We start from the raw sequence: 22890 nt of genomic DNA, 5'->3' as shown, positions 1-22890 counted from the left end.
CATGTTGACCTTTTGCACCCAGATCACCCTGCCAGACCTCGCAGAGACCGAGGCCCTTGCCGCGCAATTTGCAGCGGCGCTGGATCGGGGTGACACACTTCTGCTCAGCGGTGATATCGGGGCGGGCAAGACGACATTTGCACGCGCATTCATCCGCAACAGGTTGCGCCGGATGGAGGATGTGCCTTCTCCGACATTTACGCTGGTACAGACCTACGATGACGGGGAAACCGAAATCTGGCACTGCGACCTGTACCGGTTGACCAGCGCGGACGAGGTGCTGGAACTGGGGCTGACGGATGCCTTTGAGGATGCGATTTGTCTGATCGAGTGGCCTGACCGCTTGGGGCAGGAAACACCCGGTGACGCGCTGACCTGTCATTTCACGGCCGAGACCGACCACCACACCGTCACGCTGACCGGTCCTGCCCGGTGGCAGCAGAAACTGGGCTGGTTGAATGACTGACCGTTCGGTCTTGTTGACCCGTTTTCTGACAGATGCAGGCGTTGGCGACTGGATCGCTGAACCCATCGCAGCCGATGCATCGTCCCGCGGCTATGCCCGCCTGGTGGCACCTGGGGGCGACAGCCTGATCCTGATGGACGCTGACCCCGCGACAGGCGAAGATACCACACAATTCATGCGGATCGCCCGCTATCTGACGGATCAGGGGTTTTGCGCACCCCGGATCATCAGTTCCGATCCAGCGGGCTTCCTGCTTTTGTCAGACCTCGGACAACAAAGCCTGGCGCAAATGGCAGCCCGAACACTCGCAGATCAGCAGGTCCTGTATGATGCGGCAACCGATGTGCTGATCCAACTTGACGGTGCTGCGCCACTGGCGTTGCCGAAAATCGACCCGGTCACGGGCGGGCAGATGGTCGCCATTACGGCCGAACTCTATGCCAGGTGCGATCCCGCACCGCTGGTTGCCGCTGTTGAACAGGCATTGACCCGCCACGCGCCGGTGGCGGACCGGATCGCGCTGCGGGATTTTCATGCGGAAAATCTGATCTGGCGTCCGCAGGCATCGGGCAGCGACCGCGTGGGCCTGCTGGATTTCCAGGATGCCTGCCTTGCGCCGCGCGGCTACGATCTGGCCTCGCTCTTGTCCGATATTCGCCGCGACGTGCCCGCTGACATCATCACACGCGAAACCGCGCGTTTTGCCCGCGCGACAGGAGAGGTGGCAGACGATATGGCGCTGCGCCTTGCCGTGCTGGGTGCCCAGCGCAATCTGCGGATTCTGGGTGTGTTCTGCCGTCTGATCGCGGGCGGCAAGGGGCGCTATGCCGCGATGATGCCGCGTGTCTGGTCGGTGCTTTTGCGCGACCTCGGACATCCTGCGCTGTCCGAACTGCGCGACATCGTGCTGCGCGACATTCCCGCCCCGGTCGCCCCATGACGCGGACCTATCCCGCACTGCTGTTCGCCGCTGGCAGGGGGACCCGGATGGCCCCCCTGACCGATACGCGACCCAAGCCGCTGATCGCGGTCGCCGGACGCACCCTGCTGGATCACGCGCTGGACCTGACAGACATCCCCTGCATCGGCAGGCGCGTGGTCAATGCCCATTACAAGGGCGCGATGATCCACGACCACCTGCGCGGACGCGACGTTGCAATTTCTGACGAGGTCGCGCTGTTGGAAACGGGTGGCGGGTTGCGCCACGCTTTGCCGCTTTTGGGCGACGGTCCGGTTGTCACACTGAACACCGACGCCGTCTGGTGCGGCCCGAACCCTGTCCAAACGCTTTGCGATGGCTGGACACCCGCGATGGAGGCCCTGCTGCTGCTGGTGCCGACAACCCGGATGCGCGGACACAGCGGACCGGGCGATTTTGCCAGGGCGGCTGACGGGCGACTGACCCGTGGTCAGGACTACGTCTATACCGGGTTGCAGCTGACGCGCACAAACCGGGTTCACGGCGTGCGCCTGCCGGCCTTTTCGCTGAATGTGATCTGGGACCAGATGATCGCGAATGGCGGTCTATATGGTCTGGTCTGGGACGGCCTGATCTGTGATGTCGGCCGCCCAGAGAGCATTTCCCTGGCCGAGACCATGTTGAAAGAGCACGATGTTTGACCCCAGCGATCACCCCAGGCTGTTCGGGCTGACCCCCGGTGTCGACTTTGCGCAGGCCTTTGTCGGCGGGTTGACCGCACGCAGCACGGATCTGTCACAGGTCCGGATCTACGTGAACGCAGCCCGGATGCAGCGACAGATCAGGGCCGCATTCGATGCTGGCCCGGCGCGATTGTTGCCGCGGGTCAAACTGGTCACGGACCTAGCATTCGAAGGAGAAATCGGGTCAGCCGATCTGCCTGTCTCACCCTTGCGCCGCAGGCTGGAACTGTCCCGCGCCGTGGAAAAACTGATTGATGCCACCCCCGGCCTGCCGCGTGCAGCACTCTATGATCTGTCGGACAGTCTGGCTACGCTGATGGACGAAATGCATGGTGAAGGCGTCGATTTCGACGCGCTGACCCAGTTGGATGTGACCGATGTGTCTGGCCATTGGCAGCAGGCGCTGAAATTCCTCAGATTGCTGGAACCCTATTTCATCGCAGAGGCGGCACAACCCGATGCGGCCGCCCGCCAGCGCATGCATATCCTGTCCTTGATCGACCTTTGGGCGGTACAGCCGCCGGATCATCCCGTGATCGTTGCGGGTTCCACCGGGTCGCGCGGTGCCACCGGGCTGCTGATGCAGGCCGTGTCCAGACTGCCGCAGGGGGCTGTCGTGTTGCCCGGCTTTGATTTCGACATGCCGCAACATGTCTGGGACAGCATGGGGGGCACGCTGACCCACGAGGACCATCCGCAATATCGCTATCGCCGCCTGATGCGCGATCTTGACCTGACGGCGGACCTTGTCCTTCCCTGGACCGACCAGCCACCGCCCGCCCCGGCGCGCAATGCGCTCGTATCACTTTCGCTACGCCCTGCCCCCGTGACCGATCAATGGCGCCGCGACGGTGCAGCGCTGACCGACCTGCCCGCCGCCATGACTGATGTCACATTGGTCGAGGCCGACAGCCCCCGCGCCGAAGCCGAGGTCATTGCCCTGCGCCTGCGACAGGCTGCGGCGGATGGCGTGCCTGCGGCGCTGATTTCGCCGGACCGGATGCTGACCCGGCAGGTCACCGCTGCACTGGATCGTTGGAATATCACGCCGGACGACAGTGGCGGCTTGCCACTGGGCCTGTCACCTCCGGGTCGGTTCATGGAACATATCGTCACCGCCTTTGGCCGGCCAATCACTGCCGAAGTTCTGCTGATCCTGCTCAAACACCCGCTGACCAACAGCAGTGTCGCGGGTCGGCAGCATCTTTTGTGGACCCGCGACCTGGAACTGCATCTGCGCCGTGGCGGTCCGCCTGTTGTCACGCCGGCGGTCATGTCGGCATGGGTCGGCAGCATGTCCAACCCAAAGGACGGGCTGGACGATTGGACAGCCTGGGTTGCGCGCGTCATCAGCGCGCTCGATCATTCGGGCACCTTGCCGATCGCGGATCACCTCGCACAGCACATGGCGGCTGCGGAACTGCTCGCGGCAGGACCAGGAGGGCGCGATACCGGAGAGTTGTTCAAGAAGGCGGCAGGCCGCATGATGCAGGGTGTCATGGCGGCCATCGCACGGGATGCCGACGCCGGAAACCCGATGGACAATCGCGACTATGCAGCGCTGTTTCGCGCGCTTATGGCGGCCAAGACCGTCCGCGACCGCGATGCGGGCCATCCGGGCATCACGATCCTCGGCACGCTCGAGGCGCGCGTCGGCGGGGCCGAACTGGTCATCCTGGGCGGCATGAACGACGGCATCTGGCCACCCAGTCCAAAACCCGATCCCTGGCTGAACCGGACATTGCGCGCGCAGGCCGGGCTGCTGCTGCCAGAGCGCCAGATCGGGCTGTCGGCCCATGATTACCAACAGGCCATCGGCGCCCCACAGGTCTGGATCACCCGCGCCCGCCGCGATGCGGATGCGGAAACCGTGCCGTCGCGCTGGGTCAATCGCCTGACCAACCTGCTGGCGGGATTACCCGATGCGCAGGGACCGCAGGCGCTGGACCAGATGCGTGCGCGCGGGGCAGTCTGGCTGCGACACGCGGCCCGTCTATCGCAACCGGAGGTGCTGATTGACCGGGCGACGCGCCCAGCCCCCATGCCACCCGCCAGCGCACGACCAAGGAAAGTGTCTGTTACCCAGATCAAGACGCTCTACCGTGATCCCTATGCGATTTACGCGCGCAAGATCCTCGGTCTGACCGCGCTGAAACCGCTGACAGCCGATGTGGATGCGGCGCTCAAGGGGGATGTCTTTCACAAGATCCTCGAACGGTTTGTCAGCGCACGACCCGATGCGTCAGACCCCGCCGCCCGCGACCTGTTGCGCAGGATTACGGACGACACGCTGGCCGAGATGTGCCCATGGCCCACCGTGCGCCTGCAATGGCGTGTTCTGTTCGACCAGATCGCGCCCGAGTTTCTGCAGCAAGAGGCCATGCGTCAGATGCAAGGCGCGCTGATCGCGCTGGAGACATGGGGCGAAATCACCGTGCCCGGACCTGACATCATCCTGAACGGCAAGGCAGACCGGATCGACACCACCCCCGACGGGCGTGCCCTGATCTATGACTACAAGACCGGTACCCTGCCCACGGCCAAGGAACAGGCCGCATTCGACAAACAGCTACTACTGGAGGCCGCGATGATCGAACGCGGCGCCTTTGCCGCGGTTGGGGTGCGGCAGACGCAGGCCGCTGCATTCCTGGGGATCAAACGCGGGATGCCACAGGTCGCGGCCCCGCTGGACGATCACCCGCCGGACCTGGTCTGGGCGCAGCTGATCAAGTTCCTGACCATGTGCCAATCGGACGATTGGCCATATACCGCGCGGCGGGCCCCGCAGCGCGTCACATTCGACGGCGACTACGATCATCTGTCGCGCCGTGGCGAATGGACCGACAGCGACCCTGCCACGCCAGAGGTGCTGACATGATCCGTGACGAGGCCACACAACGGCAGGTCACAGCCGCCGACCCGCATGCATCAACCTGGCTGTCCGCCAACGCAGGGTCCGGCAAGACGCGCGTGCTGACCGACCGCGTGGCCCGCCTGCTGCTGGAAGGCGTGAGCCCGCAGAACATCCTGTGCCTGACCTATACCAAGGCCGCCGCCGCCGAGATGCAGAACCGCCTGTTCAAACGGCTGGGCGGCTGGGCCATGCTGCCGGACAGCGATCTGCGGGCGGAACTGCGCACGCTTGGGGTGGAAACCGACATCGGTGACCATGATCTGAACAGGGCCCGCACGCTGTTTGCCTCGGCCATCGAAACGCCGGGCGGTCTGAAGATTCAGACGATTCATTCGTTCTGCGCCAGCATCCTGCGGCGTTTCCCCCTCGAGGCCGGGGTCAGCCCCGATTTTCGTGAAATCGACGACCGGTCCGCCGCGCTGATGCGCTCAGAGGTCATGGATGCGCTGGTAGAGGGTGAACATCGCGCAATCGTGGCCGACATGCTGCGGTATTTCACCGGCGCGGACGTGGATGATCTGGTGCGCGATATCGCCGGGCGCGCCGATGACTTTGCGGCACCACTGGACGAACATGATCTGCGCACAATGCTGGACCTGCCGGACAACGTGACGCTGGACAGCCTGGTCGCCGATATTCTGGGGGCAGACGGACGGGAAATCATCCGTGACCTGATCGGTGTTCTGCGCACGGGCGGCACGCAGGACAACAAGAACGCCGATGCGCTGGCCCGGATCGACCTGCACGCACCCGGCCCTGCCGATCTGGTGATCCTGGAAAAGGTTCTGCTGACCGGATCAACCGCCAAGGCACCCTTTGCGGCCAAGATTGACGCCATTCCGACCAAGGCCCTGCGCACAGCCCACCCCGATCTGACCGATGCACTGAACGGGCTGATGGAACAGGTCGAGGTCGCCCGTGGCACGCGGCTTTCGCTGCAGGTTTACGACAAATCGCTGGCGCTGAACCGCTTTGGCGTGTTGTTCACCAATGCCTACAGGACGGCGAAAACAACCCGCGGCGTGCTGGATTTCGACGATCTGATCGCCAAGGCCCGCGGCCTTCTGGCCGACCCCGTGGTCGCAGATTGGGTCCTGTTCCGCTTGGACGGCGGCATGAACCACCTGCTGGTGGACGAGGCGCAAGATACGTCGCCGCTGCAATGGGACGTGATCCAGCATCTGACGCGCGAATTGGTCAGCGGCGAGGGTGCACGCGCCGACGAAGGCCGCACCATTTTCGTCGTGGGTGACGTCAAACAGTCGATCTATTCGTTTCAGGGCGCCGATCCGCTGGAATTCCAACGGATGCGCGGTCATTTCGCCACCGGTTTGGCAGCAGGTGATGCCCCGCTGGCAGTCAGCACCCTGGAACATTCGTTCCGGTCGGCGCCTGCGATCCTGCGGGTGGTGGACGAAACCTTTGTGCGGGACCGGGCCGATGCACTGGGCGGCGAGGTGCGGCATCTGGCGTTCAAGGCGGATATGCCGGGACGTGTCGACCTCTGGCCACTGGTCGAACCCGTTGAAAAACAGGACGACGGAGCCAGCTGGATCGATCCCGTCGACGAAATCAGCGAAAGCCATCACATGGTCCGCATGGCCGAACGGGTGGCCGGCCAGATCAAGCGGATGATGGCAGCCGAATATTTGCCGGTCGAGATCGGCAATACCGGCGCCTATAACCACAGACCCGTGCGCGCGGGCGATATCCTGATCCTGGTACAAAGCCGTCAGGGCCTGTTGTTTCCCGAACTTATCCGCGCCTGCAAGTCTGCAAAACTGCCCATCGCGGGTGCCGACGTGCTGCGTGTCGGTGCGGAACTTGCCGTGCGCGACATTGGCGCCGTGCTGCGGTTCCTGGCCTTGCCAGAAGACGACCTGTCGTTGGCGGCCGCATTGAAATCACCATTGTTCGGTTGGTCGGAACAGGACCTGTATACGCTCGCGCAACCGCGACGCTTGGGTCAGACGCTCTGGCAGGTGCTGCGTGCGGACGACAGCCACCCGGAAACGGTCGCGATCCTCAGGGATCTGCGCCAGAATACCGACTTTTTGCGGCCCTACGACCTGATCGCGCGGCTGCTGATCCGCCACGACGGGCGGCGCAAACTGCTGGCCCGTCTGGGGTCAGAGGCAGAGGACGGCATCGACGCGCTGCTGGCACAGGCCCTGGCCTATGAACGCGACGGCGTGCCCAGCCTGACGGGGTTCATCGGCTGGATGGACGCCGACGATCTGACGATCAAGCGGCAGGTCGATGCGCAGGGTGATCAGATCCGGGTGATGACCGTCCATGGGGCCAAGGGGCTGGAGGCCCCGATCGTCATCCTGCCGGACGCCAAGGAACGCCCCGAAATCCTGCGTGGCGACATCCTGCCGGGCAAGACACCGCTGTGGAAACCGAACAAGCCCGACACGCCCACCGCGCTGGGGCAACAGGTGCAGGACGTGCTGGACAAGCAGGCGCGCGAACGTCTCCGGCTGCTGTATGTCGCGATGACGCGGGCGGAAAAATGGCTGATCGTCGGCTCTGCCGGCAATCCCGGCAAGGGCGACACGGGCTGGTACGATCTGGTCGCACAGGGCATGGAACAGGCCGGTGCCGCGATGGATCACGCCGGTGATCTGGCGATCCAGCGGGTGTCCAACGGCAGCTGGCTGGCGGGCGAACGCATCGATGCGGAACAGACCGCAGCACCAGATGATCCGCCGCTGGTCCTGGCCCCCCTGCCCGCTGTTGTGCGGCCAAGGACGCTGTCACCGTCGCAGATGGACGGGGCAAAGGTGGTGCCAGGCGACCCGGCCGAGGATGACGCCGACACCGCGATGATGCGCGGGACATTGATGCACCTGCTGCTGGAACATCTGCCCGACCATCCCGCAGATCAGCGCCGCACGATCGGTGAACGCCTGCTTGCGTCCTATCCCGGCGCGGACGACGTGCCGACCGATGGTCTGGTGACCGACGCGCTGACGCTCTTGGCCGTGCCGGAGCTTGCCCATGTCTTTGACGGGACACTGGCCGAGGTTGGCATCACGGCCAACCTGCCGGGCCTGTCGGGACATCGCATCAACGGGACCATCGACCGCCTGATCGTCACCGACACCACCGTGACCGCCGTCGATTTCAAAACCAACCGCGTTGTGCCCGCATCCCCAGATCAGGTGCCCGAAGGATTACTGCGACAGCTGGGGGCCTATGCCGATGCGCTGGCGCAGATCTACCCCGACCACCAGATCCGCACTGCGATCCTGTGGACCGCCACCGCAAACCTGATGGATGTGCCGGCTGGGCTGGCGCTGAATGCCCTGTCACGGCAGAGCGTCGCTTGACGTCTGCACGCCGCGTTCCTAGGTTCCGTCCCTGACACTGATCCCAGGAGAGACCAACATGGCAACCCTTGCCGTCACCGACGCCACGTTCGATGCCGAAGTCAAACAGTCCGATATCCCCGTCGTCGTGGATTTCTGGGCCGAATGGTGCGGCCCCTGCAAACAGATCGGCCCAGCCCTGGAAGAGCTGTCCGCCGAGATGGAAGGCCGCGTCAAGATCGTAAAGGTCAACGTGGACGAAAACCCCAATTCCCCCGCCGCCATGGGCGTGCGCGGCATCCCGGCGCTGTTCGTGTTCAAGAACGGCGAAGTGGTATCCAACAAAGCCGGCGCCGCCCCCAAGGCCGCCATCCAAAGCTGGATCGAAGACTCCATCTGAATTCCGCCACTGGCGTGATGATCAAAGGCCGTCCCATCGGGGCGGCCTTTTTCGTTGTGCACGTTGTTTTTGCAGGCGCGACAGGTCTGCTTTGAGCCCAAAGTGACTTGAGATTTTTCGTTAACGACGCAGAGTTCAACTGTGTTATCGGAGCACTGCAAAAGAATTTGGTGAGAGTTGGAATGTCCAAGAAACTCAAATCCAGAGAGACGTTGGATCAACTCCTTATGTCATGTTCCGAAACCCTTTTCCCCGCTGAAATGGGTGAAGCTCCAGTTCACATCGATAGCAGAGACTCCGATGGTGATACCCCATTGCATGTGATGCTTTGGCAAAAAAATACATATGGAGCGCTGTTGCTTATTGAGGCAGGTGCCGACGTGAACGCTGTTGGAGACATGTCAGAAACGCCGCTTCATGTCGCCGTAAGCCGAGGAAACACTGTGGTTGTCGAAGCGCTATTGAAATCGGGTGCAAATCCGGCGGCTAAATCTGAGTTTGGAAAGTCCCCCAAAGAAATGGCCTTCGAACTGGGAGGCGACATGCAGCGGTGTTTCAGCAACCTGTAGGTTCATGAACTTAGTGTTACTACCAGCAGCGTCGTCCGCATACCGGACCTTTCCTAATGAAACCTGCCGGCTCAACGAAACGACTAACCCCCTCACACCGGCCAGCCGTGGCGGCGCAGGGTGGCGGCGATCTTGTCCGGGGCCTCGGGTCTGCCGGCGTTGATCGACATCTGTTGCAGGAACCACCAGACGTAGCCTTCGAAATCGGGGAATTGCGTGATCGCCTTGAACGCCTTGTCCTCGCCGTCCTTGGGCACGTTCCCCGCGATGTGGTGAAAATCGATCTGGGCAAAGATCACGGCGGGTTTGCGAAACAGGAAACCCGCCAGCGCGACGGACGAATTCTGTGTGACGACGGCAGAACAGCCCGGCAAGATCGCGGTCATCGGGCGGGCGCTGATGCTGACGTTGTCGTATTTATCCTCGACCAGATGCAGCGCCGCGTGATCGTCCTGTGAATAGCTCTCGTTGGGGTGCAGCGTCAGGATCACATCGCGGTAGGGAAACCGTTCGGCGGTGCGTTTGATCATCTCGATCGGGCTGCACGACTGGAACGACCTGTGTTCGCGCACCATCCCCTGAAGCGGCATATACAGCGGCCCGTGCCGCGTGCTGTCCTCGGACAGACCGGGATACAGCCGCTTGCGCCAGAAATTGAAAAAGCGTGTCGCCTCCTTGCGGTCGATCTGCGCCTTGTCGAAACGGGACAGCGCCACGGCCCATTCCCAGCGCCGCGCCGATGTTTCGATCTGCCAGAACGGATAGAAATAATTGCGCCGCAGGGTCAGGGCGCGCGGGTGCGTCGGTTCATCCATGTGAAACAGCGAATAGCCGGGCCGCCGGGCCGAGGCATTGCGCGCCGTCAGCGTATTGGGTTCGAAAAACACGCGCAAACCGGCGTCGGTCAGGCATTTGGCGACCAGACCGATGAAATTGTGCTTGCCCGCCCGCGCGCTGTTCAGCAGCCCGGAATCCAGATAGAATACGACGTCACCGGGTTGATCCATAACGGTATTCTGACCCAGCCACCGCGCGCAAGCAAGCCTCGGGGTTGCCGCACCCGGACCGCCCGACCATATAAGCCACAACGCAATGGCGACAGGATAGCGACATGGATAGCGATCAATTTCCCGGCTGGCACGGCACCACGATCATCGGCGTGCGCAAAGGTGGCAAGGTTGTGATCGCGGGCGACGGTCAGGTCAGCCTGGGTCAGACCGTGATCAAGGGCACCGCCCGCAAGGTCCGTCGCCTGCAGATCAAGGGTGCGGATGTCGTCGCAGGCTTTGCCGGGTCAACCGCCGATGCCTTTGCCCTGCTCGAACGGCTGGAGAAAAAGCTGGAGGCGACACCAGGTCAGCTGCAACGCGCAAGCGTGGAACTGGCCAAGGACTGGCGCACCGACAAATACCTGCAAAAACTGGAAGCAATGCTGATCGTCAGCGACGGGACCGACCTGTTCGTCATAACAGGTGCGGGCGATGTGCTGGAACCCGAACACGACGTGACGGCCATCGGATCGGGCGGCAATTACGCGCTGGCCGCAGGACGCGCCCTGATGGACAGCGACCTGGACGCAGAGGCGATCGCCCGTCGCGCCATGGCGATTGCGTCCGACATCTGCGTCTATACCAACGGCAACCTGACGGTCGAAACCGTCGGCGGCTAGCGCATGAAGTATCCGTGATCCGGTTTTTCGGAACTGGATGGAATGCTCGGGGATTGTCCTGCTGAAACGGATTACGAAAGGACAATCCATGAAACTGAATATCAGTGATACCGGCGGCACGGGCCGCCCCGTCGTTCTGATCCATGGCTGGCCGCTGTCGGGCAAAGCCTGGGAACATCAGGTCGGCGCACTCAAGGACGCAGGCTACCGCGTCGTTACTTATGACCGTCGTGGGTTCGGTCAGTCCGAGAAGCCGGGCACAGGGTTCGACTACGACACCTTGGCCGCCGATCTGAACGGCATCATGGAAGATCTGGACCTGCAGGACGCCACGCTGATCGGTTTTTCGATGGGCGGTGGCGAAGTCGCACGGTTTATTCCGAACCATGGCGAAAGCCGGTTGCGCAGCGTGGTGTTTGCCTCTGCCGTACCGCCCTACTTGTTGCAGACCGACGACAACCCCGACGGTCCGCTGACGCAGGACGCAGCAGATGAATTCGAGAAAAACCTGACCGGGGATCGCGACGCGTTCTTTGACGGGTTCACCAGTGATTTCTTTACCGCCAACGATGCGTTGAAGGTGTCCGAAGAAGAACGCCAAAAGGCGCTGACCCTGTGCAAACAATCCTCTCAGGATGCGGCACTCGGTTGCATGAAGGCATGGGCGACCACGGACTTCCGCGATGACCTGAAAAAGATCACGGTCCCCACGCTTGTCCTGCACGGCACCGACGATGGTATCGTGCCGATCGAGGGAGCAGGCCACCGCACGCACAAGGCGGTTGCGCAGAGTGAACTGCACGAGATCAAGGGTGCACCGCATGGCTGCAATGTCAGCCACGCCGCAGAATGGAACCAGGCCGTTCTCGACTTCTTGGCAAAGTGACGCCCGATCCGGACCCCTTGCCAAAAGGGGTCCGGGTTGCCAGTTGAGTGGCACAAGAAGGAAAGTGACCACTATGACCGACCTCACACCGCGCGAAATCGTATCCGAACTTGACCGTTATATCATCGGCCAGAATGACGCCAAACGCGCCGTGGCCGTGGCCCTGCGCAACCGCTGGCGGCGCAAGCAGCTGGGCGACGATCTGCGCGACGAGGTCTACCCCAAGAATATCCTGATGATCGGGCCGACCGGCGTCGGGAAAACCGAAATCAGCCGCCGTCTGGCGAAACTGGCACGCGCGCCCTTCATCAAGGTCGAGGCCACCAAATTCACCGAGGTCGGCTATGTCGGGCGTGATGTCGAACAGATCATCCGCGATCTGGTCGATACCGCCATCATCGACACCCGCGAACACATGCGCGAGGACGTCAAGGCATCCGCCCACAAGGCCGCCGAGGAACGCGTGATCGACGCCGTCGCAGGCGAAGGTGCGCGCGAAGGCACGCGCGAGATGTTTCGCAAGAAACTCAAGGACGGCCTGCTGGACGACACCATGATCGAGCTGGAGCTAAAGGATACGTCGAACCCGCTGGGCGGTATGGACATCCCCGGTCAGCCCGGCGGCATGGGCGGCATGATGAACCTGGGCGAGTTGTTCGGCAAAATGGGCGGCGGTCGCACGGTAAAAAAACGCCTCAGCGTTGCCGACAGTTATGATGCGCTGATCGCCGAAGAGGCGGACAAACTGCTGGACGATGAAACCGTCACCAAGGCCGCACTTGAGGCGGTTGAACAATCCGGGATCGTGTTTCTGGACGAGATCGACAAGGTCTGCGCCAAATCGGATGCACGCGGTGCCGATGTATCGCGCGAGGGCGTGCAGCGCGACCTGCTGCCCCTGATCGAAGGCACGACCGTCAGCACCAAACACGGCCCCATCAAAACCGACCACATCCTGTTCATCGCTTCCGGCGCGTTCCACGTCGCCAAACCGTCCGATCTGCTGCCCGAATTGCAAGGCCGCCTGCCGATTCGCGTCGAATTGCGCGCCCTGACAGAGGACGATTTCGTCCGCATCCTGACCGAAACCGACAATGCGCTGACGCTGCAATATTCCGCGCTGATGAAAACAGAGGATGTGATTGTCACATTCACCACCGACGGCATCGCGGCACTGGCCAAGATCGCGGCAGAGGTGAACGAAAGCGTTGAAAACATCGGTGCGCGCAGGCTCTATACCGTGATCGAACGGGTGTTCGAGGATCTGTCCTTTACGGCACCCGACCGCGGCGGCGAGGAAATCGCGATCGACGAAGCCTTTGTCGAAAAGCATCTTGGCGAAATGGCACGCAGCACCGACCTGTCGCGTTACGTGCTTTAGGGCTTTTCTTTCCCGTCTGGCGGCGCGACGAAGGGCACATGAATTTTGTGTCCTTTGTTCGCACCAACTGGTTGTTCCTGCTGGCGGGTTTCATCCTGACGCTGACGTCGTCCTACGGGCAGACGTTTTTCATTTCGCTCTTTGCGGGCGGGATCATGGACGATTTCGGCCTGACGGATGGGCAGTGGGGCGGGCTTTATACGCTGGGCACCACCGCGTCTGCGATCACGATGATCTGGGCCGGCACGCTGGTTGACCGGTTTCGGGTGCGCGTGATCGGCACGCTGGTCTTTGCAGGGCTTGCCGCCGCCTGTTTTTTCATGGGCACCGTGCCGAATGCAGCACTGCTGGTGCTGGCAATCTTTTTCCTGCGGTTGTTCGGACAAGGCATGTCCAGCCATCTGGCCACCGTATCCATGGCGCGCTGGTTCGTGGCGGGCCGTGGCAAGGCGCTGGCCGTGGCATCCATGGGCTATTCCGTGGGTCAGGCCGTTCTGCCGATCATCTTTGTCGCCCTACTGATCACGACAGACTGGCGCACACTGTGGATTGTGGCGGGCGTGATCGTCGTCGTCACTATCCCGCTGATGGGCCTGTTGCTGCGGCAGGAACGCACGCCACAATCACTGGCAAAGGATGAACAGGCCGCAGGCATGCACGGACGGCATTGGACGCGCGCCGATGTGTTGCGGCATCCGCTGTTCTGGCTGATGGTCCCTGCCCTGCTGGGCCCGCCCGCCTGGGGCACGGCGCTGTGGTTCCAACAGGTCCACCTGACCGAGGTCAAAGGCTGGACGCTGGCAGGTTTCGTGGCCCTCTTTCCCCTGTTCACGATCATCAGCATCGGATCGAATTTCGCGACCGGCTGGGCCATTGACCGGTTTGGATCAGGACGGATCGTGCCATTTTACATGCTGCCCTTTGCGCTGGCCTTTGGGATTATCGCGCTTGCGCCCTCGATCCCGGTTGCCGCATTGGGCATGGCTGTGCTGGGGGTTGGCCAAGGCCTGCAATCCACCCTGCCCGGCGCGTTCTGGGCGGAATTCTACGGCACGCGCCACATCGGCGCGATCAAGGCGGCAGCGGCCGCCATCATGGTGTTCGGATCGGCCATCGGGCCGGGTGTATCGGGGTATCTGATCGACTGGGGCGTCGATTTCCCCGCACAAATGATCGGCTATCTGGTATTTTTTCTGGTCGCGGCGGCCATGGCCACACTGGGCGTCACCCGCGCCCGCGCATCACTTGCGACGGCGTAGATAGACATAATAGGCCCCGTCCCCACCGTGTTTGAGGTGCGCTGGCCGCACCTCCAGCACAGCAGGACCGATGGGCGGCAGTTGCAGCCATTGCGGCACCTGACGGCGCAGGACACCACGCCCGCCGGCCCAGTCGTCGCTGGATGTCCCCTTGCCCGTGATCACCAGCACCAGACGCTTGCCCGCCGCCTGTGCATTGAGGATGAAGGCGATCAGTTCGGGATAGGCTTCGTCGCGATACATGCCGTGCAGGTCCAGACGGCCCTCGGGCTTGAGCTTGCCCGATTTCATCCGCATGAAATTCTTGGCGTCCATCTGGATGGGCGCGCGTTGCAGGCGTTCGCGCAGTGGCGGCAGAATGTCGTGCGACCGTGCGATATCGGCTTTCATGCCGACTGTGAAATCAGGCAGATCGCGTTGTGGCACGACGCTGGACGGGCGTTTGGGTGGGGCCTTTGCCTCTGGGGCGGGCTTGGGTTTTTTCGGATTCAGCGGTTGCGCCTGCCTTGCGACATGATCCCAGATCGCGCGCTCTTCGGGTGACAGGTGGCGCGGGCGGCGCATCAGAAACTGACCCGTGGCTCGGTCTTGGACAAGGCGTAGTCGATGGGCATCAGGACGACCATGCGACCACCGTCCTTGATGGCACCAGCCGCAGCACCCGCTGCATCGCCGGTGCCGTAGAATATGTCGGCACGCTGCGCACCTTTGATCGCTGACCCGGTGTCCTGCGCGATCATCAGCCGGTTGATCGGGTCGCGGCCCTGCTTTTCGATCCAGACCGGCGCGCCCAGTATCGTGATGCTGGGATCGACCGCGATGCTGCGCCCCGTGGTGATCGACCGGTTCATGGCCCCCAAGGGACCCTTGTTGGCAGGGACCTCGTTCACTTCGCGGAAAAAAACGTAAGAATCGTTCAACCACAGCAGGTTGCGACCTTCGACCGGGTTATCGCGCACCCACTGGCGGATCGTCGGGGCCGACACCTGGTCCAGCGTAAATTCGCCACGTTCAACGAGGGCCATGCCGACCGAGGTATAATCGCGTCCGTTTTTGCCTGCGTATCCCACGCGGATGACGCCACCGTCGGGCAGGCGGATGCGACCTGAACCCTGCACCTGCAAAAAAAACAGGTCGACCGGATCAGCCAGCCAGGCGATTTCCAGCCCTTGATCTGCGAACGGCAGATCCTCTTCGATCTCGCGGCGCGAGTAGGTGCCTGCCAATCCATCCCCGGGCAGCGCGTAAATCGGATAGCGATAGGTCTCGGACGGTTGCAGCGCCCCGCGTATTTCCGGTTCAAAGTATCCGGTAAACAGCATCGGCGTGCCGTCCTCGATCAGCACGGGTTTGAAAAACGTCTCAAAGAAATCGCGCGCGGCCGGACCATCCTTTGCAAAGGCGCAAAGCCGCTGCCAGTCGGTCCGGTCGATATCGCCGCAGGTGTTCGTGAAAACATCCAATGCGGCGGCGTGGTCATCGTCGTCCCAGCCGTTCAGATCACCGAAGTCGAGGATCGTGTAAGTCGGTTCTGCCATGACCGTTCCCGTCCAGGCCAGGAACGCCGACAGCGCCCACGCCGGTTTCGCCATCATTCCGTTGCGACAAGGCGCCAGTTGGGATCGCCGCTGTCCATCACGCGGGCAAAGGTCCAGACGTCCTTTTGTTTTTTGATCGCGTTGGGGTCGCCATCGACGATATCGCCGCCATGGTCGCGCACGACATAGGCCAGTTCACCGCCAAAGCGGATCGTCAGCTCGGCTTCCTTGATGGACTGATCGAATGTCGCGTCGCGCAGCTTCAGCTCGCTGATGCCCACGAATGTGGCATCGACCGTCAGCCCCTTGTCAGCGCGGTCATGGATCACCGCGGTAAATGCTGCTTCGATATCTTCGGAAATAAAGGATTTTACCTCGTCCAGATCGCCGCGTTCGAATGCCATCAGGATCATTTCATAGGCCTGACGCGCACCGCCCAGAAACTCGCCCACGTTGAAAGACGGGTCGATGCGTTTCATCTCGGCCAGGGCCAGGGCCGTGGACGTGCCTTCGTCGGCGTGGTCGATGATATCGCGGTCGGGGCCGCCCTCGATCACCTCAAAGTCACGCTTGGCCGGTGCGGGCTTGTCCAGTGGGACGGGCGGTTTTTCAAAACCTTCGCGGGTGCCAAGCACACCGCGCAGACGCAACACGAGGAAAATCGCGATGCCTGCAAGGACGAGTAGCTGGATAATGGGTCCGTTCATGTTGGTCCTCTTGCCGCCGGATGGCTGGTAACTTTTGGGTCTGAACTTATGTAGGTGTCAGCAGCGGCCAAGTCCACCTGTGGCCGCCCCCTGTGACCAAAGGACCGAAAATGTACCTTTTGCTGGCGTTCATTGCCGTCCCGCTGATCGAAATTGCCCTGTTCATCCAGGTTGGCGGCGCCATCGGGCTGTGGCCCACACTGCTGATCGTCCTGATGACGGCGATCCTGGGCAGCTGGCTGGTCAGATCACAGGGAGCGCGCGAGTTGAACCGACTGCAATCGTCATTTTCGCAACTGTCGGACCCGTCCGAACCCCTGGCGAATGGCGCGATGATCCTGTTTGCGGGCGCATTGCTGCTGACACCGGGGTTTTTCACCGACGCCGTCGGCTTTTCCTTGCTGATCCCGTCCGTCAGGCATCGCGTTTTTCTGGCGATCAAGGCGCGTGTGAACGTGCAACGGTTTCAGATGGGCACACCGCCCCATCAATCGCCCCGCCCCGACGATACGGTGATCGACGGCGAATACAGCACGCTCGACGAGGACAAGAAACCAACGCACCGTCCGTCCGGCTGGACGCAGCATTGAGCCTGCGGCATCGCCCTGCTATGCCTCACGCCAACCTAATTTGACGGAGACACTCCATGGCCGATACGCCTGAAACGACACCCGCCGGCGACGCCCCCCAACAACCGCCGCAGGTCAGCAACCGCATCGTCACGCAATACGTGCGCGACCTGTCGTTCGAAAACATCCTTGCGCAAAAAGGGATCAAGGGTGACGCGACGCCAGAAATTCAGGTGCAGGTCAATGTCGACGCCCGCAAGCGCGGGTCCGACAACCAGTTCGAAGTGATCACCAAGCTGAACATCACCTCCAAGACCAAGGATGCCGGTGAGCCGCTGTTCATCCTCGAGTTGGAATATGCCGGCGTGTTCCAGATTTCCGGCGTGCCAGAGGACCAGATGCATCCGTTCCTGTTGATCGAATGCCCACGCCTGACGTTCCCCTATATCCGCCACATCGTCGCCAATGCCACGCGCGAAGGCGGTTTTCAGGCACTGAACCTCGAACAGATCGATTTCGTTGCGCTTTATCGCGCGCAACTGGCCGCCCGTATGGAAGCCCAGAAGGCCCAGAGCGAAAACGCGCCGATCAACTAAGCCGTCAGGCCAGTTTTTTCCAAAGCGCGCCGTCGCCCAGACTGTCGACAAATGCAGTATGGGCGGCGGTTTCCGCATCAGTTATGCGCGACGGCAAGGGTGTTTCGCGTGGGTAGGCGCGCCATTCGCCAGCATCTGACGTCTGGGTTTTCTGGCTGGTCCTACCCTGAAGCACCAGATCGGGTTGTCGGCCGCCGATCAGTTCCAGATAGACCTCCGCCAGAATCTCGGAATCCAGCAACGCCCCGTGCAAGGTGCGTGACGAATTATCGATCCCGAACCTGCGGCACAGCGCATCCAATGATGCAGGCGATCCGGGGAACCGGCGACGCGCGATGTCGAGCGTGTCCAGTGCCTGATCCATCGGCAGCAACGGACGGTTCAACCAGCCCAGTTCGGCATTGAGGAATTTCATGTCGAATTTGGCGTTGTGGATCACCATTTTTGAATCACCCACAAAATCGATGAAATCCTGTGCGATATCCTTGAAAACCGGCTTGTCGCGCAGGAAATCGTCACCCAGACCATGCACCTCGAACGCGGCCTGCGGCATCGTGCGCTGCGGGTTGATATACTGATGATAGGTCCGGCCGGTGGGCATGTGATTGATCAGTTCGACCGCGCCGATTTCCACGATCCGGTCGCCTTCTGCAGGCTCGAATCCAGTGGTTTCAGTGTCTAGAACGATTTCACGCATGGTCAGCCCCGGTCAGATCCTGAATCAGGTTTTGCACGGCCTGGCGTGTCTCGTCCAGTGTGCGAGTCTCGATCACGAAATCAGCCCGCGCACGTTTTTCTGCGTCCGGCATCTGGCGCGACAGGATCATGTCAAACTGTGCATGGGTCATGCCGGGCCGGGCCAGAACGCGGTCTGCCTGGATGTCAGGCGGGACGGTGACGACCAATGTGCCGTCCAGCCAGGCCTGGGCGCCACCTTCGAACAGCAGGGGTATGTCGAACACCAGCAACGGGTCCGTTTTCGCGGCGATGAATGCTGCCCGGTCAGCGGCGACGAGGGGATGAACGATCCGTTCCACCCGGTCCAGCGCGGTCGGGTCGGACTGCATGATGGTCCGCAGGGCAGGGCGGGACACTGCACCATCCACTATCGCGTCGGGGAAAACCGCGCCGATCGGTGCGACAGCAGCACCGCCCGCCGCATAAAGCGCGTGAACGCTGGCATCAGCATCCCAGACCGGCACACCTGCATCGCGGAACATCTGGGCGGTCGTGCTCTTGCCCATGCCGATCGAGCCGGTCAGACCCAGCAGATAGGTCATCCCAGAACGGCGTCGCGCAGGGCGTCGTCAACCTCTGGCCGCGTGCCGAACCAACGCTCAAAACCGGGCACGCCCTGATGCAACAGCATGCCCAACCCGTCGACCGTGACGCAGCCGCGGGCGGCGGCCTGTTCCAGCAAAGGCGTGCGCAAGGGTTTGTAAACGATGTCCGTCACGACAGTATTGGCTGACAGACGATCCAGAGAGAGTTTCAAGTCAGGTTGGCCTGTCATGCCAAGGGAGGTTGTATTGACGATCAGATGCGCCTCGGCGACGGCATCTTGGGCCTGCACCCAATCGACCACCTTGATCCGGGTGCCGAATTCGGCACGCAGCGCCTCGGCCTTGGGGCGGGTCCGGTTGGCCAGCAGGATCTGCGGCACACCGGCATCGGCCAGCGCCACGATAATCGCCCGCGCCGCACCGCCTGCGCCCAGAACCAGGGCGGGCCCGGATGCGGCCGACCAGTTCGGCGCACCCTGTTTCAGGTTCGCCATGAAGCCGTAACCGTCAGTGTTGTCTGCATGAATCTTGCCATCAGCGCGAAAGATCAGCGTATTCGCGGCCCCGACCAGGATTGCGCGATCACTTAGGTGATCCGCGATCTGCATGACGGATGTCTTGTGCGGGATGGTGACGTTGGCCCCGACGAAACCCGTCTGCGGCAAGGCGCGGATCACGGCTTCCAAGGATCCTTCCGACACTTGCAACGGGACGTAGTCACCGGCGATCCCGTAGCGGTTCAGCCAGTGTTTGTGCAGGCGCGGCGAGGCGGAATGACCGATTGGAAAACCGATCACACCGGCAAGAGGAATGGCAGGATGTGTCATCCGGGCAGTGTCCCGCGCAGCGTCAGATAAGACAAGAGGTCGAGCAAAGGCAGACCGAGCACATCGAAATAATTCCCCTCGATGCGATGAAAGAGCCGCACCCCCTCTGCCTCGAGCTGGTATGCGCCGACGCAATGACGGATGTCATCCCAGTTACGTTGCACATAATCGGCCAGGTAGGCGTCACTGGCATCACGCATGTGCATGCGAACCACGCCGACATGACGCCATTGCGGCGCGTTGTTGTGATAGATCACGGCAGCGGAAAGTAATTGATGCCGCTGCCCGCGCATTGATTTCAACTGTTCAAGCGCCTGTTCCGGTGTTTGGGGTTTCGCCAGCACATCCTGCCCGAAGGCGAGAACCTGATCGCAACCGACCACCAGGGCGTCAGGATGGCGGGACGACACCTTGGCGGCCTTCATCTCGGCCAGGGCATCGGCGATATCACGTGGCGGTGCGCCCTCATGCTGAAGAGACAGACGCATCACATCCTCGTCCACACGGGGTTTTTCGACGGCAAATGACACACCTGCATTCCGCAGGAGCGTCGCGCGGATCGTGGAACCGCTGGCAAGGATCAAATCATCGGGCATGGGGATAACTGAAGGACATTTTTGGGTGAAACGTCAAGCTGGGGCAAACAACCGATGTTCGCCCGACGTGCGACGGTGAACCAAGGACAAACAGGGGGGATTCGCCGCGGTCATCCTCATGTGGACGGGATAACTCTGGCCTGTGCACAACGTCCCAAAAAAGCGAGAGTCAAGTCTTGAGAAAGTGTAAACCGAACGAAGATCGATATTTATGTATCTGTTTTCGCGTATTTTTCTGATCGAATATCAAGGATGACCCAGGATGGGTCGGCTCTTGGCCTATGGATAAATATGTTGATGAAAAATCGATCCCCAGATTCTTGGCAACCTACATAAACATCATCTTTCTTTTCTTTCTTTATTATTGAAAGAGTAGGGCAGACTGAACGAGGATAACCAATGAACTGGCTCTTGCCTTATTACGACTGGATCAAGGCCGTGCACATCATGGCTGTGATTGCCTGGATGGCAGGGCTGTTCTATCTGCCCAGATTGTTTGTCTATCACGCTGAACGCGCATCGGTGGGGTCCGAACTGGACCAGACGTTCAAGGTCATGGAAGAAAAGCTGCTGCGCGTGATTATGAATCCAGCCATGATCACGGCATGGATTTGTGGAATCCTGCTGATTGGCATGGGTGGCCTGGATTTCGGTGCTGTCTGGGGCTGGGCAAAGCTTTTGGCCGTGATTGCCATGACTGCCGCGCATATGTGGATGGCGGCCCGTCGCAAGGAATTTGCCGCCGGCACCAATACCCGGTCCGGCAAGACCTACCGGATCGCGAACGAGGCGCCGACGATCCTGATGATCGTCGCCGTGGTTGCAGTGATCGTTCGCCCGTTCTGATCTGCGTTGACTTTTCGGGGTGCTGCGCTTAACTGCCGCGCAGCGCGCCCGTCCGGGCATCACGCTTTCCCAGTCTGATCTCTTTGAAACGCCAGTGCGCTGGCGTCTGGAACCTTGCACATGTCCGAACACCGTCTGAACCTCGCCGATCTCAAGGCGCAAAGCCCCAAGGACCTGTTGTCCATGGCAGAAGAGCTTGAGATCGAGAACGCTTCCACCATGCGCAAGGGCGACATGATGTTCGCAATTCTGCGCGAGCGGGCGGATGAGGAATGGCTGATCGGCGGCGACGGTGTGCTGGAGGTTTTGCAGGACGGTTTCGGGTTCCTGCGGTCGCCCGAGGCAAACTATCTGCCGGGTCCCGATGATATCTATGTCTCGCCCGAGATGATCCGACAGTATTCGCTGCGCACTGGCGACACCGTCGAGGGCACGATGAAAGAGCCCAATGACAACGAGCGTTACTTTGCCCTGAAAACGGTCGAAAAGATCAACTTTGAAGACCCCGAAAAGACCAAGCACAAGGTGGCATTCGACAACCTGACGCCGCTGTACCCCGACGAGCGCCTGAAAATGGAAGTCGACAGCGAGCACGACAAGAAGGATCGGTCGGCAAGGATCATCGATCTGGTGTCACCCATCGGCAAAGGGCAACGATCGCTGATCGTGGCACCGCCGCGCACCGGTAAAACGGTGCTGTTGCAGAACATCGCCCATTCGATCGAACGCAATCATCCCGAATGTTATCTGATCGTCCTGCTGATCGACGAGCGCCCCGAAGAAGTGACCGACATGCAGCGGTCCGTGAAAGGCGAGGTTGTGTCTTCGACTTTTGACGAACCTGCAACGCGTCACGTCGCCGTGTCCGAAATGGTGATCGAAAAGGCCAAACGCCTGGTCGAACACAAGCGCGACGTGGTCATCCTGCTGGATTCGATTACGCGCCTGGGCCGCGCCTTCAACACGACCGTACCGTCGTCCGGCAAGGTGCTGACGGGTGGTGTGGACGCCAACGCATTGCAACGGCCCAAGCGGTTCTTTGGTGCTGCCCGCAATATCGAAGAGGGTGGGTCGCTGACCATCATTGCAACCGCGCTGATCGATACCGGTAGCCGGATGGACGAAGTGATCTTTGAAGAATTCAAGGGCACCGGCAACTCGGAGATCGTGCTGGACCGCAAGGTTGCAGACAAGCGCGTGTTCCCCGCGATGGATATCCTCAAGTCCGGTACCCGCAAGGAAGAGCTTCTGGTCGAAAAGGCGGATCTGGCAAAAACCTATGTTCTGCGCCGCATCCTGAACCCGATGGGCACAACGGATGCCATCGAATTCCTGATTGGCAAGTTGAAGCAGACCAAGACGAATTCCGATTTCTTTGATTCGATGAATACGTAACCTTATCAAGGGG

General features: G+C 61.4%; 23 protein-coding genes. 15 read left to right on the top strand and 8 right to left on the bottom strand.

Annotation, left to right across the window (positions count from 1 at the left end; all coding sequences use genetic code 11):
• Nucleotide 1: 1 nt before the first annotated feature.
• From tsaE to AN189_RS01510, 7 genes are all read left to right on the top strand, one after another.
• On the top strand, nt 2–466 hold the full coding sequence (gene tsaE, locus AN189_RS01540) for a tRNA (adenosine(37)-N6)-threonylcarbamoyltransferase complex ATPase subunit type 1 TsaE (protein ID WP_056029935.1): 465 nt from the start codon (nt 2–4) through the stop codon (nt 464–466).
• Nucleotides 459–1406 (top strand): aminoglycoside phosphotransferase family protein, encoded by a 948-nt coding sequence (locus AN189_RS01535; RefSeq protein ID WP_056029932.1) that lies wholly within the window; start codon nt 459–461, stop codon nt 1404–1406. Before tsaE ends, AN189_RS01535 begins: the two co-directional genes overlap by 8 nt.
• Nucleotides 1403–2086: a nucleotidyltransferase family protein gene (locus tag AN189_RS01530; RefSeq protein WP_056029929.1), complete on the top strand. Its 684-nt coding sequence runs from the start codon at nt 1403–1405 to the stop codon at nt 2084–2086. The genes AN189_RS01535 and AN189_RS01530 overlap by 4 nt, the downstream gene beginning before the upstream one ends.
• Complete coding sequence (addB, locus tag AN189_RS01525) at nt 2079–5006, top strand: double-strand break repair protein AddB (RefSeq protein ID WP_056029926.1); 2928 nt, start codon at nt 2079–2081, stop codon at nt 5004–5006. Before AN189_RS01530 ends, addB begins: the two co-directional genes overlap by 8 nt.
• Entirely contained in the window at nt 5003–8377 is a 3375-nt protein-coding gene (gene addA / locus AN189_RS01520) for a double-strand break repair helicase AddA (protein WP_056029923.1), read from the top strand. The genes addB and addA overlap by 4 nt, the downstream gene beginning before the upstream one ends.
• A gap of 58 nt (nt 8378–8435) precedes the next feature.
• Nucleotides 8436–8756 carry a thioredoxin gene (trxA, locus tag AN189_RS01515; protein ID WP_056029920.1) on the top strand — a complete coding sequence of 107 codons (321 nt, stop codon included), beginning with the start codon at nt 8436–8438 and terminating at the stop codon, nt 8754–8756.
• Nucleotides 8757–8938: 182 nt separating this feature from the next.
• Nucleotides 8939–9325: an ankyrin repeat domain-containing protein gene (locus tag AN189_RS01510; protein ID WP_056029917.1), complete on the top strand. Its 387-nt coding sequence runs from the start codon at nt 8939–8941 to the stop codon at nt 9323–9325.
• A gap of 92 nt (nt 9326–9417) precedes the next feature.
• Here AN189_RS01510 and AN189_RS01505 read toward each other — a convergent pair whose 3' ends face one another.
• Nucleotides 9418–10332, bottom strand: a complete 915-nt coding sequence (locus AN189_RS01505; RefSeq protein ID WP_056029914.1) for a hypothetical protein — start codon at nt 10330–10332, stop codon at nt 9418–9420.
• 104 nt (nt 10333–10436) lie between these two features.
• On the opposite strand from AN189_RS01505, the gene hslV reads away from it, so the two are divergent.
• The 4 genes from hslV to AN189_RS01485 all read left to right on the top strand — a co-directional run bounded on the left by hslV (nt 10437) and on the right by AN189_RS01485 (nt 14520).
• Nucleotides 10437–10994 carry an ATP-dependent protease subunit HslV gene (gene hslV / locus AN189_RS01500; RefSeq protein WP_056029911.1) on the top strand — a complete coding sequence of 186 codons (558 nt, stop codon included), beginning with the start codon at nt 10437–10439 and terminating at the stop codon, nt 10992–10994.
• Between the two features lie 88 nt (nt 10995–11082).
• Nucleotides 11083–11880 (top strand): alpha/beta fold hydrolase, encoded by a 798-nt coding sequence (locus AN189_RS01495; RefSeq protein ID WP_056029908.1) that lies wholly within the window; start codon nt 11083–11085, stop codon nt 11878–11880.
• Nucleotides 11881–11953: 73 nt separating this feature from the next.
• The gene (hslU, locus tag AN189_RS01490) at nt 11954–13261 is read left to right on the top strand and encodes an ATP-dependent protease ATPase subunit HslU (RefSeq protein WP_056029905.1); all 1308 of its coding nucleotides are present in this window, start codon (nt 11954–11956) and stop codon (nt 13259–13261) included.
• Nucleotides 13262–13299: 38 nt separating this feature from the next.
• Nucleotides 13300–14520, top strand: coding sequence for an MFS transporter (locus AN189_RS01485; RefSeq protein WP_056029901.1), 1221 nt, complete (start codon nt 13300–13302; stop codon nt 14518–14520).
• Here AN189_RS01485 and AN189_RS01480 read toward each other — a convergent pair.
• The 3 genes from AN189_RS01480 to AN189_RS01470 are packed head-to-tail and all read right to left on the bottom strand — an operon-like array spanning nt 14503 to nt 16765.
• Nucleotides 14503–15084, bottom strand: coding sequence for a Smr/MutS family protein (locus tag AN189_RS01480; RefSeq protein ID WP_056029899.1), 582 nt, complete (start codon nt 15082–15084; stop codon nt 14503–14505). The two genes, AN189_RS01485 and AN189_RS01480, sit on opposite strands and share 18 nt — an antisense overlap.
• The gene (locus tag AN189_RS01475; RefSeq protein WP_056030684.1) at nt 15084–16058 is read right to left on the bottom strand and encodes a murein transglycosylase A; all 975 of its coding nucleotides are present in this window, start codon (nt 16056–16058) and stop codon (nt 15084–15086) included. The genes AN189_RS01480 and AN189_RS01475 overlap by 1 nt, the downstream gene beginning before the upstream one ends.
• A gap of 53 nt (nt 16059–16111) precedes the next feature.
• Nucleotides 16112–16765 (bottom strand): Tim44/TimA family putative adaptor protein, encoded by a 654-nt coding sequence (locus AN189_RS01470; protein ID WP_056029897.1) that lies wholly within the window; start codon nt 16763–16765, stop codon nt 16112–16114.
• A 110-nt stretch (nt 16766–16875) separates the two neighbouring features.
• Here AN189_RS01470 and AN189_RS01465 point away from each other — a divergent pair, with 110 nt between their 5' ends.
• Together AN189_RS01465 and secB are read left to right on the top strand one after the other, a co-directional pair.
• Nucleotides 16876–17355: an FxsA family protein gene (locus tag AN189_RS01465; protein ID WP_056029894.1), complete on the top strand. Its 480-nt coding sequence runs from the start codon at nt 16876–16878 to the stop codon at nt 17353–17355.
• Between the two features lie 56 nt (nt 17356–17411).
• Nucleotides 17412–17930, top strand: a complete 519-nt coding sequence (gene secB / locus AN189_RS01460) for a protein-export chaperone SecB (RefSeq protein ID WP_056029890.1) — start codon at nt 17412–17414, stop codon at nt 17928–17930.
• Nucleotides 17931–17934: 4 nt separating this feature from the next.
• Here secB and dnaQ read toward each other — a convergent pair whose 3' ends face one another.
• The 4 genes from dnaQ to AN189_RS01440 are packed head-to-tail and all read right to left on the bottom strand — an operon-like array spanning nt 17935 to nt 20636.
• The gene (gene dnaQ / locus AN189_RS01455) at nt 17935–18627 is read right to left on the bottom strand and encodes a DNA polymerase III subunit epsilon (RefSeq protein WP_056029887.1); all 693 of its coding nucleotides are present in this window, start codon (nt 18625–18627) and stop codon (nt 17935–17937) included.
• Entirely contained in the window at nt 18620–19210 is a 591-nt protein-coding gene (coaE, locus tag AN189_RS01450; RefSeq protein ID WP_056029884.1) for a dephospho-CoA kinase, read from the bottom strand. Before coaE ends, dnaQ begins: the two co-directional genes overlap by 8 nt.
• A complete protein-coding gene (locus tag AN189_RS01445) occupies nt 19207–20040 on the bottom strand; it encodes a shikimate dehydrogenase (protein ID WP_056029881.1) in 834 nt (277 codons plus the stop codon). Before AN189_RS01445 ends, coaE begins: the two co-directional genes overlap by 4 nt.
• Nucleotides 20037–20636, bottom strand: a complete 600-nt coding sequence (locus AN189_RS01440) for a nucleoside triphosphate pyrophosphatase (protein WP_056029878.1) — start codon at nt 20634–20636, stop codon at nt 20037–20039. The genes AN189_RS01445 and AN189_RS01440 overlap by 4 nt, the downstream gene beginning before the upstream one ends.
• A gap of 399 nt (nt 20637–21035) precedes the next feature.
• Here AN189_RS01440 and hemJ point away from each other — a divergent pair, with 399 nt between their 5' ends.
• Together hemJ and rho are read left to right on the top strand one after the other, a co-directional pair.
• Entirely contained in the window at nt 21036–21482 is a 447-nt protein-coding gene (gene hemJ, locus AN189_RS01435; protein ID WP_056029875.1) for a protoporphyrinogen oxidase HemJ, read from the top strand.
• 120 nt (nt 21483–21602) lie between these two features.
• Nucleotides 21603–22877: a transcription termination factor Rho gene (gene rho, locus AN189_RS01430; protein ID WP_056029872.1), complete on the top strand. Its 1275-nt coding sequence runs from the start codon at nt 21603–21605 to the stop codon at nt 22875–22877.
• Nucleotides 22878–22890: the final 13 nt, after the last annotated feature.

This window comes from Loktanella sp. 3ANDIMAR09 (assembly GCF_001420005.1).
GTDB lineage: Bacteria > Pseudomonadota > Alphaproteobacteria > Rhodobacterales > Rhodobacteraceae > Loktanella.
This window is presented reverse-complemented; position numbering and strand designations above follow the sequence as displayed.

Bases quoted from the DNA above. Each gene is read 5' to 3' on its own strand.
- AN189_RS01445 (WP_056029881.1), bottom strand. From the start codon at position 20,040: ATGACACATCCTGCCATTCCTCTTGCCGGTGTGATCGGTTTTCCAATC.
- rho (WP_056029872.1), top strand. From the start codon at position 21,603: ATGTCCGAACACCGTCTGAACCTCGCCGATCTCAAGGCGCAAAGCCCC.
- AN189_RS01475 (WP_056030684.1), bottom strand. From the start codon at position 16,058: ATGGCAGAACCGACTTACACGATCCTCGACTTCGGTGATCTGAACGGC.
- hslV (WP_056029911.1), top strand. From the start codon at position 10,437: ATGGATAGCGATCAATTTCCCGGCTGGCACGGCACCACGATCATCGGC.
- tsaE (WP_056029935.1), top strand. From the start codon at position 2: ATGTTGACCTTTTGCACCCAGATCACCCTGCCAGACCTCGCAGAGACC.
- addB (WP_056029926.1), top strand. From the start codon at position 2,079: ATGTTTGACCCCAGCGATCACCCCAGGCTGTTCGGGCTGACCCCCGGT.
- AN189_RS01465 (WP_056029894.1), top strand. From the start codon at position 16,876: ATGTACCTTTTGCTGGCGTTCATTGCCGTCCCGCTGATCGAAATTGCC.
- AN189_RS01440 (WP_056029878.1), bottom strand. From the start codon at position 20,636: ATGCCCGATGATTTGATCCTTGCCAGCGGTTCCACGATCCGCGCGACG.
- coaE (WP_056029884.1), bottom strand. From the start codon at position 19,210: ATGACCTATCTGCTGGGTCTGACCGGCTCGATCGGCATGGGCAAGAGC.
- AN189_RS01535 (WP_056029932.1), top strand. From the start codon at position 459: ATGACTGACCGTTCGGTCTTGTTGACCCGTTTTCTGACAGATGCAGGC.
- AN189_RS01480 (WP_056029899.1), bottom strand. From the start codon at position 15,084: ATGCGCCGCCCGCGCCACCTGTCACCCGAAGAGCGCGCGATCTGGGAT.
- addA (WP_056029923.1), top strand. From the start codon at position 5,003: ATGATCCGTGACGAGGCCACACAACGGCAGGTCACAGCCGCCGACCCG.
- hemJ (WP_056029875.1), top strand. From the start codon at position 21,036: ATGAACTGGCTCTTGCCTTATTACGACTGGATCAAGGCCGTGCACATC.
- AN189_RS01495 (WP_056029908.1), top strand. From the start codon at position 11,083: ATGAAACTGAATATCAGTGATACCGGCGGCACGGGCCGCCCCGTCGTT.
- AN189_RS01505 (WP_056029914.1), bottom strand. From the start codon at position 10,332: ATGGATCAACCCGGTGACGTCGTATTCTATCTGGATTCCGGGCTGCTG.
- dnaQ (WP_056029887.1), bottom strand. From the start codon at position 18,627: ATGCGTGAAATCGTTCTAGACACTGAAACCACTGGATTCGAGCCTGCA.
- secB (WP_056029890.1), top strand. From the start codon at position 17,412: ATGGCCGATACGCCTGAAACGACACCCGCCGGCGACGCCCCCCAACAA.
- AN189_RS01470 (WP_056029897.1), bottom strand. From the start codon at position 16,765: ATGAACGGACCCATTATCCAGCTACTCGTCCTTGCAGGCATCGCGATT.
- AN189_RS01510 (WP_056029917.1), top strand. From the start codon at position 8,939: ATGTCCAAGAAACTCAAATCCAGAGAGACGTTGGATCAACTCCTTATG.
- AN189_RS01485 (WP_056029901.1), top strand. From the start codon at position 13,300: ATGAATTTTGTGTCCTTTGTTCGCACCAACTGGTTGTTCCTGCTGGCG.
- hslU (WP_056029905.1), top strand. From the start codon at position 11,954: ATGACCGACCTCACACCGCGCGAAATCGTATCCGAACTTGACCGTTAT.
- AN189_RS01530 (WP_056029929.1), top strand. From the start codon at position 1,403: ATGACGCGGACCTATCCCGCACTGCTGTTCGCCGCTGGCAGGGGGACC.
- trxA (WP_056029920.1), top strand. From the start codon at position 8,436: ATGGCAACCCTTGCCGTCACCGACGCCACGTTCGATGCCGAAGTCAAA.